We start from the raw sequence: 13,417 nt of genomic DNA, 5'->3' as shown, positions 1-13,417 counted from the left end.
CTATGATACATAAATTTGGGGCAAAACTTAAGCGGCTTTGTGATATTTCAGGCCCTGTCCGAATAGATTGAATCTAGAAAGTCTGTCCAGCTTACTCAGTATTCGCGGCACAAAATATGTTAACGGGCAGCCATCCTACGCACAACCGACGGAAACGGACTATCTGACCGGGAGGGAATTGGGGAGAATGGAACAAGCACATTGGCACCAATTAAGCAGTGAACAGCTTTCAGCAAGACTGGAAGTCGACCCGAAGCAGGGTCTTTCGGAGGAACAGCTTGCACAGCGGAGAGAAAAATCAGGATGGAATGAGCTAAGCGAGGGGAAGCGTGTATCGGCGTTCCTACTGCTGCTTAACCAGTTCAAGGATTTTATGATGCTCATCCTGATGGGAGCGACCTTGATTTCCGGCCTGCTCGGTGAATATTTGGACGCGATTACCATTATTGCGATTGTGGTGTTAAACGGCATACTTGGCTTTGTACAGGAATTTAGAGCAGAGCGTTCACTGCGGGCTTTGAGACAGCTGTCGGCGCCAACCGCCAAGGTGCTGCGCGGCGGCCAACGGATGCAGATTCAAGCCAGAGAACTGGTGCCGGGGGATATCGTTATGCTGGAAAGCGGTGATCGAATTCCGGCAGACGTAAGGTGGCTGAGTACGAATGGCTGTGATGTGGAGGAATCCGCCCTGACCGGTGAGTCGGTTCCGGTGAGCAAGCATAGCCGTCCTATTGATGCCGACGAGGTACCGCTCGGGGATCAGAAAAACATTGGATTCATGGGTACGATGATGACCAGAGGCACAGCACAAGGTATCGTTATTCGTACAGGTATGAGTACCGAAATGGGCAAAATCGCAGATCTGATCGAAAATACGGAATCACAGGCGACACCGCTTCAGCACCGATTGGAGCAGCTGGGAAAAATATTGATCATCATAGCACTGGCGCTAACCGTGCTCGTCGTCATAGCAGGCATTTTACATGGTCAGCCAGCCATGAGCATGTTCCTGGCCGGCGTGAGTCTGGCTGTGGCAGCTATACCGGAAGGGCTGCCCGCGATTGTAACCATTGCACTCGCTTTGGGGGTACAGCGCATGATCAAACGCAAGGCGATTGTGCGCAAGCTGCCTTCCGTTGAAACGCTCGGCTGTGCGTCAGTCATTTGCTCCGATAAAACCGGTACGCTGACCCAAAATAAAATGACGGTCACCAAGCTGTGGCTGGACGGACGTTTCTGGGGAGTTACGGGGGAGGGGTATGATCCACACGGTCATATTATGAACAGGGATCTTCCCGCTGACCTTAAAAACGAACAATCCTTGCGCCGATTGCTACAAGCCAGCGTACTTTGCAATAATGCGGAAATTGTTCAAGTCGGCATAGATGAGCTGCGCGCGCGAAAGAAGAGCAAGGAACCGACGCCGTCCGTCGTCTGGGAGCTGAAGGGCGACCCGACGGAGGGGGCGCTTGTCACGTTAGCTGCCAAGGGCGGAGTCACGCGACAAGGATTGTGTGAGCTGTACACACGGGAACACGAATTTCCTTTTGATTCGGAACGGAAGCGGATGTCAGTGCTTGTGTGCCATCAGGGAGGGCGCATTGTCTTTACCAAAGGTGCGCCGGATGTGCTGCTCGACCAGTGCTCCTACATTTTATGGGAGGGAAATGTCGTTCCGCTGACGGGCACGCTGCGGCAAAAGGTACTGGCCGCCAACGAAGGCATGGCCTCAGAGGCTCTGCGTGTACTAGGCGTTGCATACCGCGATATCCGCTCCCATGAACATGTCTCTACCACCGAGGAGGCTGAGACCCAGCTGATCTTTATCGGCTTGACGGGCATGATCGATCCGCCCCGCCGCGAGGTTCGCGAGGCGATTAGCAAGTGCCGCCGTGCGGGTATTCGCACTGTGATGATCACGGGGGATCATGGCACAACTGCCGAGGCCATAGCCCAGCAGTTGGGTATTTTTCAGCGTGACTCACGTGTGCTGACAGGACAGCAGCTGTCTACGATAGATGATGCAGCGCTGGATAAAGTCGTTGACTCCGTCTCCGTGTATGCGCGCGTGTCGCCGGAGCATAAGCTGCGGATCGTCAAGTCACTGCAAAGACGCGGACATGTCGTCGCGATGACCGGGGATGGCGTGAATGACGCACCGGCGATCAAGGCGTCGGATATCGGCATCGCTATGGGCATTACGGGAACCGATGTAACCAAAGAAGCCGCTGCGCTTGTACTGAGCGACGATAATTTTTCAACGATTGTGGCGGCGATTGAGGAAGGGCGGAATATTTACGAAAATATTCGCAAGTTTATCCGTTATCTCTTGGCCTCCAATGTGGGTGAAATTTTGACGATGTTTTTCGCGATGATGGCCGGGCTCCCGCTGCCTTTGCTTCCGATCCAGATTCTATGGGTGAATCTGGTGACGGATGGTCTTCCGGCGATGGCTCTGGGTGTAGATCAGCCGGAAAAGGATCTCATGGAGCATAAGCCGCGCGGTGCAAAGGAAAATATTTTTGCCCGTCGACTGGGCTGGAAAATCATCAGTCGCGGCCTGCTGATCGGCTTATGTACGCTTGCCGCCTTCTGGCTGACATTACGCATCGCGCCGGATGACGCAGGCCAACTGGTCAAAGCGCAGTCCGTTGCCTTTGCCACACTGGTGCTGGCACAGTTAATCCATGTATTCGATTGCCGCAGCTCCCGGTCTATTTTCCACCGCAATCCGTTTCAAAACAGCTATCTCGTATTTGCCGTGCTGTCATCCATTGTGCTGATGCTGGTGGTCATGTACGTGTCTGTGCTGCAGCCGGTTTTCAAAACGGTGCCGCTCGGCTTGCGTGAATGGGCGTTGTCCATCGTGGCCGCAGGGATTCCGACTTTCCTGATAGGGGCCGGAAGCGTATGGGGCGGCAGACGGAACCGTCGACATGGCGGAAATGCCCGCTTCTCGGCGGGGCGCACGAAATTTTCGGCCTAGAACCCGGGCAGGCATCACCACATGGCTTTCCCGCTTTAGTCCAGTATGCTATCATGATTTAAAGCTTCATGAGAAGCATGAGATCAGGTACAACGGCGGAGGGAAGCTATGGAATTCACAAAAATGCACGGCTTGGGTAATGATTTTATCGTTTGGTTTGGATACGAGGAATTGCCGTCTGACGCTTCAGAATTGGCTGTTCGGCTGTGTGACCGGCATTTTGGCGCCGGTGCAGACGGCCTGGTATATATACTGCCTTCAGACAAAGCTGATTTTTGCATGCGCATCATCAATTCAGACGGTTCGGAGGCTGAGCAATGCGGGAATGCCATCCGCTGTGCGGCCAAATATGTATATGACCGCAAGCATATCAGCCGTGAGCGGATTACGATTGAGACGCTGGGTGCAGGTGTGCAGCAGGTAGAACTGACTGTAGAGGGCGGGCTTGTACGTATGGTAAAGGTGGACATGGGAGAGCCGATCCTGGAGGGTCTGAAAATTCCAACTACATTGGATATGGATAGCATCATTCAGGAGTCCATCGAGGCTGGGAGAAGCAGATTTCGCTTTACAGCTGTATCTATGGGCAATCCGCATTGTGTTATCTATGTGGAAAATGCACCTGGCTTTGAACTGGAAGTCTGGGGGCCAAAGCTGGAAAGCCATCCGCTATTTCCTAAAAAGACCAATGTGGAGTTCGCGACGGTACGAAGCCGGAATCACATTGAGATGAGAGTATGGGAACGTGGAGCCGGTCCTACGCTGGCCTGCGGAACCGGGGCCTGTGCCACGCTTGTGGCATCTGTACTGAACGGATATAGTGACCGTCGTGCCATGGTCAGCCTGAAGGGCGGCGATCTGGATATTGAATGGAACGAGGAAGACAATCACGTGTATATGACGGGACCGGCTGAAATTGTGTATGAAGGCCGGCTATCCTGAAATACCGGGAATATGGAAAATTATATTTATTTTATTCAATAATTGTATTTAAAGAATAAAGCGAAGACCTTGCGGGGTCTTCTTTTTTTGTGGCATTCTGTCTTTTTTTGACGTCTGAACAATGCTAATATATAAAAAAAGCAAACAACAAGGAGGCGTTCATGGTGCAGAAATTTCGTTGGATTTCGGCGATTACAGCCCTCATTTTTGCAGTTACCGCGCTTCCTGCTCATGCCGCTGTCCTCTCTGCTGCCGCGGATACGACAAGCAAGCAGGTCGGATCACTAACCCCAACGGTCGTGAATCGTCTGGAAAAGGCAGTGCAGGAACTCGTTGGTACGAAAACGCCATTTCAATTTGATGATGTGACGGATATGGGGAAAACCTGGATTGTTGAGGGCGAACTGGAGGACGGAACAGCCACGTTTCAAACAGAATATAATAAGGAAAAGAATAGAGTGGATTCTACCACGGTACGATATAAAATAAGCAGCTTGGACAAGGCGCTGGATGCGCCGCTTAAGGCCAAAGTGCTTAACAGTGCCAAAGCGTTTGACCGCAAGCGCTCTATGCAATTTGAGGCTTTTTGGCGGGTTAAATCTCCATACCAGTCTAATAAGCCTTCGAATTACTGGGTATTTTGGGGCGCAGGAGAAAAGACATCCTCCTTGTACGTTGATGTGGATCGGGGGAACAATATAACCATTAATGCGGATTACTCGTTGAAGCAGGTGGACCCTGTGTTGCTGAATCGGGCAGCAAACACTTTGCAGCGTTTTAGCGGACAGCGGATCACGGTGCAGCATGCTTCGAGGTTCAAGGACGAGGCCAAGGGACTTTCCTATTGGTTGTTCGAGGATGCCAACGAGTCGAGTGAGGTCAATATTGACGCAACGACCGCCAAGGTACTGGCTGTATCCACCTATGGAGCGGACTGGAATGACGACGCTGATTTTAAAAAATCGTTTGCAAGGCCCAAATATACCGCCTCAGAAGCTTTGAAGCTGGTCAAGCCCAAGGTTCAGCTGTTATTTAATATCAACTTGTCCGGCTATCATGTGGAGATTCAAGGGAATCAATATACGTTTTCCAAAAAGCAGAAGGGAACAGCTTCAATTATAGCTAAAGTGAATAAAAAAGGGTTTTTTTATGATTTTTCCCTTCGTCCTGCGGATGGGAAAGTACAATAAATATAGAATAGGATAGAATAGCAATTCTGACTCAAGCTGCTTCACGCTAATGACATCATGTTGGGGTGTGGAGCGGCTTTTTTTGTTTTTTTAGCGTGTGTTTGCAACCGCTTTTATGTTACATTAATATGAAAATAAAGAGCGGGGTGGAGCGGAGGATATGAAACCGGATTTACGTACTGCGCTGAATCGTGAAATTATCGTCGGAGACGGCGCGATGGGGACCTTTTTATACCAGCTGGGATTTTCAGTAAATACTTCCTACGAAGAATTGAATATATCTTCACCGGATGTTATAGCCGATGTGCATAGTCAATATTTAAAAGCGGGAGCACGATTACTGGAGACCAATACGTTTTCTGCAAATGATTACAAGCTGGCCCGGTTTGGACTGGAATCCAAAGTAGAGGAGATCAACCGTGCCGGGGTAAGAATAGCCAGAGCAGCTGCCGGACCTGAGCATTATGTAGTGGGCGCGGTAGGCTCCATATGCGGGGGCAAACGGCTTGACATATCCAAGCTGGAGCTGGCCCGTAACTACGATCAGCAGATTGATGCCCTTCTCTCCGAAGGAGTCGACGGCATTGTGTGTGAAACATTTTATTCACTGGATGAAATACGCATTGCGCTTCACGGTGTACGTAAATACAGCGACATTCCGGTCATCTGTCAGTTTGCAGTCGATCAGATTGGCCGCACACAGGATGGTTTTTTGGTAACGGAAGCTTTTTCGATGCTGCGTGATGAGGGAGCGGATATTCTTGGATTTAACTGTCACTCCGGTCCACAGGGGATCATGAGTGTCATGGAGCGACTGGGCGGACCTTTGTCGGTTCCGCTGTCCGTGTACCCCAACGCAGGTCTTGCAGATTATTTGGACGGACATTATGTATATGGTGCAACGCCTGCATATTTTGGAGAATGCGCGGCGTCCTTTATTGAGCTGGGAACAAGGCTGATCGGGGGCTGCTGCGGGACCACACCGGACCATATTGCAGCGATTTCCAAAGCTTTGAGCGGTGTACAGCCGCCTCCGCTGGCTCCACTGGCTCCAAACGAAGCGTTGTTGAAAGAATCAATTCACGTAGCCGAGCAGGAGCCGATTGCAGCTGAAAGGGAGCGCGGCAACGGCAGAATAGCCCGCAAACCCAACATTGTGGAGACGGTTAAGGAGCGGCATACAGTCATCGTAGAGCTTGATCCTCCGCGCGATCTGGATATTGCACGCTTTATGCAAGGCGCGCATGCATTGAAAGAAGCAGGAGCCGATGCGCTTACGCTGGCCGACAATTCACTTGCCGTCACTCGTATGAGCAACATGGCGCTTGGACATTTGGTCAGCATTGAAACAGGCTTGCGCCCATTAATTCATATTGCTTGCCGGGACCGCAATCTGATTGGTACTCAGTCCCATATGATGGGGTTTGATGCACTGGGCATAGATCATGTGCTGGCGGTTACGGGAGACCCGGCTAGGTTCGGTGATTTGCCGGGAGCCAGCTCAGTGTATGATATGACTTCTTTTGAAATCATACGTATGATCAAGCAATTAAACGATGGCGTTGCATTTTCCGGCAAGCCGTTAAAGCAGAAAGCGAATTTTGTTATAGGTGCTGCGTTTAATCCCAACGTCAAGCATTTGGGTAAAGCGGTGCAGCGGCTGGAAAAGAAGATTGCCTCCGGTGCTGATTATATTATGACCCAGCCCGTTTATGACCGTGAGCTCATTGTAGACATCGCGGATGCGACACGGCATTTGGATGTCCCGATTTTTATCGGTATTATGCCGCTGGCTAGCGGGCGCAATGCAGAATACCTGCATAATGAAGTACCCGGCATTCAGCTGTCAAATGAGGTGCGTGCACGCATGTCTGGTCTGGAGGGCCCGGAAGGACGAGCGATGGGTGTGTCCATTGCCAAGGAACTGCTTGATACGGCGATGGAGCATTTTAACGGGATCTATTTGATGACTCCATTCATGTTCTATGAAATGACGGCTGAGCTGACTTCCTATGTATGGCAAAAATCCGGCCGTGCGCAGGCCCACTTGTATCGACTATAATAATCAATTACAATAGTAAAATGGATGTGATGCCGATGTCATTGAGTATGACCGGATACGGTCAAGCCATCTTTCACTATGAAGGCTATAAAGTGCGCCTGGAACTGAAATCGGTGAATCACCGCTATTGCGAAGTGATGATGAGGATTCCGCGCGAATGGACCCGTTTTGAAGATGGCTTGAAAAGAACGGTTCAGCAGCAGATTAAACGCGGCCGTGTCGACGTCTTCATCCATAGGGAACGTGATGAAGAACAGATTCCTGTCGCACGGTTGAATGAGACTGTTGTGCAGGCATACCTGCATGCAGCGGAGCAGCTGGCCGATCGTTATGGCGTAAAAGGAACATTAGGCATAAGCGACATTCTTGCTTTGCCTGACGTTCTGGGTGAGCCTGGGGAAACAGGCAATGGAGACGAAGAAGGCTGGGAAGAACAGCTGCAGACAGCCTTACATGAAGCTTTGCAGGGATTGCTGGAGATGAGAAGGCGCGAAGGCGGACATTTGGCACAAGATGTGGAAGCACGTATTGTGCATCTGGAATCCCTGCATCATGAAATGATGGTGTTGGCTCCGCATGTTGTGAGCGAATACCGTAACAGGCTGAAAAACAGACTTAAAGAGCTTCAGGACGGTTCATTTACGCTGGATGAGCATAAGTTCGGAATGGAGATTGCTTTATTCGCGGATCGCAGCAATATTGATGAGGAGCTTACCCGGCTTCAAAGTCACTTTGGGCAATGCAAGGGGTTGCTGTTGTCGGACGAGCCGGCCGGCCGTAAACTGGATTTTTTAATCCAGGAAATGAACAGGGAAGTTAACACGATCGGCTCCAAGGCTAATCATCTCACACTGGTTAATTTGGTCGTCGAGATGAAAGCAGAGCTTGAAAAAATTCGTGAGCAGGCTGCAAATATTGAGTAGCTACCTGGTAGCGGCATGGCTGCAACAGTCACATGTATAGGGGGAAAGACCTGAATATGGCAATCAAATTGATCAATATTGGCTTTGGCAATATCGTGTCGGCCAACCGAATTATCTCCATCGTCAGTCCGGAGTCCGCTCCGATCAAGCGGATTATACAGGAAGCCAGAGATCGGCATATGTTAATTGATGCCACCTATGGCCGCCGGACACGGGCTGTTATTATTACAGACAGTGACCATGTTATCCTGTCTGCAGTGCAGCCGGAGACGGTTGCTCATCGCCTATCCACTAAAGATGATGATAATGACGAATAAAAATGGAGTGTACTATGGCTAAGGGATTATTATTTGTAATATCCGGACCTTCGGGTGTCGGTAAAGGAACGGTAGGCAATGCATTGCGCGAAAAGCTGCCGGAGATAACCTATTCCGTTTCTGCTACAACTCGCGCGCCTCGTGCGGGCGAACAGGATGGAGTAAACTATTTTTTTAAAACGCGTGAAGAGTTTTTAGGTATGATTGAACGGGACGAAATGCTGGAGTATGCAGAGTATGTAGGCAACTATTATGGTACTCCACGTGATTTTGTAGATCAGACGCTTGCGCAGGGGAAAGATATTTTTTTGGAAATTGAGGTTCAGGGAGCCCTGAAGGTCAAGGAAAAGTTTCCTGAAGGCATCTTCATTTTCCTGCTTCCGCCTTCGCTGGATGAATTAAAGGACAGAATTCGGGGACGGGGAACAGAAACTCAGGCCACCATTGATCACCGTATGTCGGTAGCTGTGGATGAAATGAATCTGTTGCGTCACTATAATTATGCGGTTGTGAATGATGAGATTGATCTCGCTTGTAAACGAATAGAATCCATTATTATCGCCGAACATTGTAAGGTTCACCCATAACTATGGGGCTTTACATGTGCCAAGTACATTTAAAGTGAAATCATATTGTATAGGCTGGGCTTAAGGTGTACACTTGAGTTCAGCTATATTGTCTCAAAACTACATGAAGAGGTGTCTATTTGTGCTGTATCCTTCCATTGATGAAATGATGAAAAAGGTTGATAGTAAATATTCGCTGGTTGTAGCGGCTTCGCGCCGGGCTAGACAATTGCGCGAAGGTGAGAAGACGTCTCTGAAAAGTCCTAAATCGCACAAGCAGGTTGGGGTAGCGTTGGAAGAGATCTATGCTGATCATCTTATGCTGGAAAGCGGCGGAGAATAAGAATTGTAGACAATCATTATAGCCAGGCGCAATGCCAATTCCTTTGACAACCGCAAGGTTGTTATTTTTTTCGGTCAGGGGGAGTTAACGATGTTGAAGGGGAAAGTCATTATTCTGGGTATTACCGGCGGGATTGCAGCTTATAAAGGAGCCGCGCTGTGCAGTAAGCTGACGCAAAAGGGAGCCGACGTTCATGTGATTATGACGGCTTCCGCAAAGGAGTTTATTACCGAACTTACATTGCAATCGCTCTCTCGTAATCCGGTATACAGTGATACGTTTGATGAAAGAGAACCGTCTGTCGTATCCCATATCCATCTGGCGGATGCGGCTGATTTGGTGCTGGTTGCTCCTGCAACCGCGAATATCATCGGGAAAATGGCGCATGGGCTTGCTGATGATATGCTGTCTACTACACTGCTGGCTACAACAGCCCCTATCATGGTGGCTCCCGCGATGAACGTACATATGTACTCTCATCCGGCAGTAATGCAAAATATGGAGACGCTCGTATCTCGTGGCGTCAAGATGATTGAGCCTGGTGAAGGATTATTGGCCTGTGGCTATGTTGGTAAAGGACGCCTGGAAGAGCCGGAGATGATTGTGCAGACGATCGAGCGCTTTTTTGAACAGGAAGACCAGAAGCATGAGGGCCGAAGCAAGTCAGAAGCGCGGTGGTTTGGCAACGAATCTACGAAGGCTCAAGCAGCCGGGCTGCTTGTAAGCAAGAATAAATTGCTGCTTTCAGGCAAAAAGGTTGTGGTGACTGCTGGAGGCACGATTGAGCGCATTGATCCGGTGCGTTATATTACGAACGATTCCTCCGGGAAAATGGGCTTTGCTATTGCGAAAGTGGCCCAGGAGATGGGGGCAGAGGTGCAATTGATCGCTGCAAATACCAGCGTGGAGCCACCACCCGGCATTTCGCTTGAAAGAGTTCAATCCGCTGGAGATATGTATGATGCTGTGCTAAGACAATGGGGAGCGTGTGATATGGTCGTGATGGCTGCTGCGGTTGCGGATTATCGGCCACTCGAGGTAGCACAGTCCAAGATCAAAAAGAAAGATAGTGTCCTTACACTGGAACTAGTGAAAAACGTCGATATTCTGGAATCGCTCGGACATAGCAAAAAACACCAGTTTTTAGTTGGCTTTGCGGCGGAAACCGAAAATATCGAGACATATGCGATCGATAAGTTAGAACGTAAAAATTGTGATCTGATTGCAGCAAATGATGTAACGGTGGAAGGCGCCGGTTTTGGTGCTGATCATAATGCTGTACAAATTTATGACCGTAGCGGGATGGTGGAGCGTATTCCTGTACAATCAAAGGAAGAAGTTGCGCGTAAGCTGCTGGCAATAGCGGCCGGGCGCATGGGTGGGGTGATGCATTAATGGAGACAGGCAATTTAGTTGCCAAGGTCATTGTCGATGTACCCGCCAAGGACACGGACCGTACCTTCGATTATATGATCCCGGATTCAATGCGGCCTTGGATCGAGCCGGGCAGCCGGGTAGCTGTACCGTTCGGCAAACGGACGGTACAGGCTTTTGTCATTTCGTTAGCCCCTGCTGAGGAGCCGCCCAAATATAGGATGAGGGCGATTCAGGAGCTGCTGGATTTGGTGCCTCCCTTATCTCCCGATCTGGTAGAATTGGGCAAATGGATGAGTGAACGCTACGCCTGCAATCAGATCATGGCTTTGCAAGTGATGATTCCTACTGCATTAAAAGGGAAGGCGGAACGTTACATTTCTATCGCTGAACAGCATGCGTTTGGGAATGCCTCCTCTGTGCATGATATGCAGAGCCCCAATTCTAATACGCATTTACAGCGTACCATGCAACCGGACCGGGACGGTGAGCCCGAATGGGCTCTTCTGAACGATGACGGGATGAGTGATCCGACAGAGCGCCGGATTGTCAGCTTTATTCAAGAGAAGGAGCAAGTTCCTTTGCAGCAGCTCAGCCGCCGTTTCCCTGAGGAGGCGAAGGTCATTAAATCACTGCTGCGGCGGGGGGTGCTCCAGGAGAGTCAGGTGATTAAAGACAAGCTCAGCAAAAAGACGATGAAATCTGTTGACCTGTCTATTTCTATAGAAGAGGCTTCAGCAGCATTGGAGCAATTTTCTGCCAAAGCGCAGCGTCAGCGGGAGGTACTTGCTTTTTTGCTGGAGCGTAGCGAGTTTCTGCCTCTGCCGCTGAAGGAAGTCCTGACTTCACTAAGTGTATCAGCTGCAACGGTCAAGGCGCTGGAAGACAAGGGCTATGTGGTGCTGGAGGATGTGGAAGTGTTCCGCGATCCATACCGGGGCAGACGCTTTAAGCCTACAGAGCCGCTGCCTCTCACAGCAGAGCAGCAGTCGGTATATGAGCGAATTGTTCGCCAGCTGGACATGCGTGAGCAAGGCACTTATTTATTGCATGGAGTCACAGGGAGTGGCAAGACGGAAGTGTATTTGCAGACGATTCAGCGTTGTATCGATCAAAATCGTCAGGCAATTGTACTCGTACCTGAAATATCGCTCACACCACAAATGGTAGAGCGTTTCAAAGGGCGGTTTGGCGATCAGGTAGCCGTAATGCACAGCAGGTTGTCCGGCGGGGAACGCTACGATGAGTGGCGTAAGATACGCGAGGGCCGAGTAAAGGTGGCGATTGGCGCCCGCTCGGCCGTATTTGCGCCATTTCGGGAGCTGGGACTCATTATTATGGATGAGGAGCATGAAACATCCTATAAGCAGGAAGAGACCCCCAAGTACCATGCGCGGGATGTAGCCGTGCGCAGGGCCCATCAGCATGGAGCTGTCGTCATCCTGGGATCGGCTACCCCGTCGCTTGAAAGCTACTATGCCGCTCGCTCACAAAGCAATGACGAATTTGCACCGTTGCTGCTTGAAATGTCAACCCGCGCGCTCGGGAACACGCTGCCCGAGGTGCATATTATGGACATGCGCGAGGAACTGCGTGCCGGCAACCGCTCCATGTTCAGCCGCGCGCTGCATGATGGAATTGCAGAGCGGTTGAAGCGCAAGGAGCAGACGGTATTGCTGCTGAATCGACGCGGGCATTCGACGTTCGTTATGTGCCGTAGCTGCGGCTATGTGGCGGGTTGTCCGGATTGCGATATTTCGCTTACGTATCACCAGCGGTCGAACAATTTGCGTTGCCATTACTGTGGTTATTCCGAGCATGTGCCGCAAACTTGTCCGGAATGCGGCAGTGAGCATATTCGCTATTTCGGTACAGGCACTCAGCGAGTGGAGGAGGAGCTGGCCAAGCTGTTTCCCGGTATACGTGTGATCCGAATGGATGTGGACACAACTACCGAAAAAAACGCGCACGAAAAGCTGCTCAAGCAGTTTCGTGAGAAAAAAGCGGATGTGCTGCTGGGAACCCAAATGGTAGCCAAAGGGCTGGATTTTCCCGATGTAACGCTAGTTGGAGCCATCACTGCGGACTCAGCTCTTAATTTACCGGATTTCCGGGCGGCCGAAAAAACCTTCCAGCTGTTAACGCAGGTAGCCGGACGTGCTGGAAGACATCAATTGCCGGGTGAAGTATTCGTACAATCCTATACGCCGGAGCATTATTCGGTGGTTCATGCAAGCCACCATGATTATGCTTCCTTTGTCAGGGAAGAGTTGAAGCATCGCCGCAATTTGCACTATCCGCCGTATTGCCGTCTTATTTTAGTGACCTTTTCTCATGAACAGCTCCCGGTTCTGGTCCGGCTGGCTGAGAACTATTCAGCGACGCTGCAGGGGCGAGCCAGACAGCGGGGCTGGTTTGGAAATATGGATCGGCTTGCATCGGATGTACTTGACATCTTGGGACCTGTAGCTTCACCGATCTCGAGAATCAAGAATAGATACCGATTTCAATGTATGATAAAATGGCGTGGAAATATCGACGCGATTGGTCTGGCACAGCAGGTAGCTGATGAAATGGCGGAATCCGCACAGGCCCAAAAGCTGCTGATAAGCCTGGATGTCGATCCGCAAATGCTCATGTAGAGCCTGCGCAAAAACGGGTCGGACCATTAATGCGGACAACCGTCCGTACATAGGATTATGTAACAGTTGCAT

General features: G+C 50.4%; 10 protein-coding genes. All 10 read left to right on the top strand.

From position 1 onward, the window contains the following. Positions 1 to 187: 187 nt before the first annotated feature. On the top strand, positions 188 to 2,986 hold the full coding sequence (locus tag JO375_RS10130) for a calcium-translocating P-type ATPase, SERCA-type (RefSeq protein ID WP_229524348.1): 2,799 nt from the start codon (positions 188 to 190) through the stop codon (positions 2,984 to 2,986). A gap of 108 nt (positions 2,987 to 3,094) precedes the next feature. Next, entirely contained in the window at positions 3,095 to 3,928 is an 834-nt protein-coding gene (gene dapF / locus JO375_RS10125) for a diaminopimelate epimerase (protein ID WP_229524347.1), read from the top strand. A gap of 164 nt (positions 3,929 to 4,092) precedes the next feature. Beyond that, positions 4,093 to 5,118 carry a hypothetical protein gene (locus JO375_RS10120; protein WP_229524775.1) on the top strand — a complete coding sequence of 342 codons (1,026 nt, stop codon included), beginning with the start codon at positions 4,093 to 4,095 and terminating at the stop codon, positions 5,116 to 5,118. Positions 5,119 to 5,278: 160 nt separating this feature from the next. Then, the gene (locus JO375_RS10115) at positions 5,279 to 7,180 is read left to right on the top strand and encodes a bifunctional homocysteine S-methyltransferase/methylenetetrahydrofolate reductase (RefSeq protein ID WP_229524346.1); all 1,902 of its coding nucleotides are present in this window, start codon (positions 5,279 to 5,281) and stop codon (positions 7,178 to 7,180) included. Between the two features lie 35 nt (positions 7,181 to 7,215). Beyond that, a complete protein-coding gene (locus tag JO375_RS10110; protein WP_229524345.1) occupies positions 7,216 to 8,103 on the top strand; it encodes a YicC/YloC family endoribonuclease in 888 nt (295 codons plus the stop codon). 56 nt (positions 8,104 to 8,159) lie between these two features. After that, positions 8,160 to 8,420 carry an extracellular matrix/biofilm regulator RemA gene (gene remA / locus JO375_RS10105; RefSeq protein ID WP_005548256.1) on the top strand — a complete coding sequence of 87 codons (261 nt, stop codon included), beginning with the start codon at positions 8,160 to 8,162 and terminating at the stop codon, positions 8,418 to 8,420. A gap of 14 nt (positions 8,421 to 8,434) precedes the next feature. After that, a complete protein-coding gene (gene gmk / locus JO375_RS10100) occupies positions 8,435 to 9,007 on the top strand; it encodes a guanylate kinase (RefSeq protein ID WP_229524344.1) in 573 nt (190 codons plus the stop codon). Between the two features lie 121 nt (positions 9,008 to 9,128). Next, positions 9,129 to 9,329 (top strand): DNA-directed RNA polymerase subunit omega, encoded by a 201-nt coding sequence (gene rpoZ, locus JO375_RS10095; protein ID WP_229524343.1) that lies wholly within the window; start codon positions 9,129 to 9,131, stop codon positions 9,327 to 9,329. 90 nt (positions 9,330 to 9,419) lie between these two features. Continuing rightward, complete coding sequence (coaBC, locus tag JO375_RS10090; RefSeq protein ID WP_229524342.1) at positions 9,420 to 10,724, top strand: bifunctional phosphopantothenoylcysteine decarboxylase/phosphopantothenate--cysteine ligase CoaBC; 1,305 nt, start codon at positions 9,420 to 9,422, stop codon at positions 10,722 to 10,724. Next, complete coding sequence (gene priA / locus JO375_RS10085) at positions 10,724 to 13,345, top strand: primosomal protein N' (RefSeq protein ID WP_229524341.1); 2,622 nt, start codon at positions 10,724 to 10,726, stop codon at positions 13,343 to 13,345. Before coaBC ends, priA begins: the two co-directional genes overlap by 1 nt. The last annotated feature ends 72 nt before the right edge of the window (positions 13,346 to 13,417 follow it).

Source organism: Paenibacillus farraposensis (genome assembly GCF_020736845.1).
Lineage (GTDB): Bacteria > Bacillota > Bacilli > Paenibacillales > Paenibacillaceae > Paenibacillus > Paenibacillus farraposensis.
Note: the sequence above shows the minus strand (reverse complement) of the source record. Positions and strands in the feature narration are given on the sequence as shown.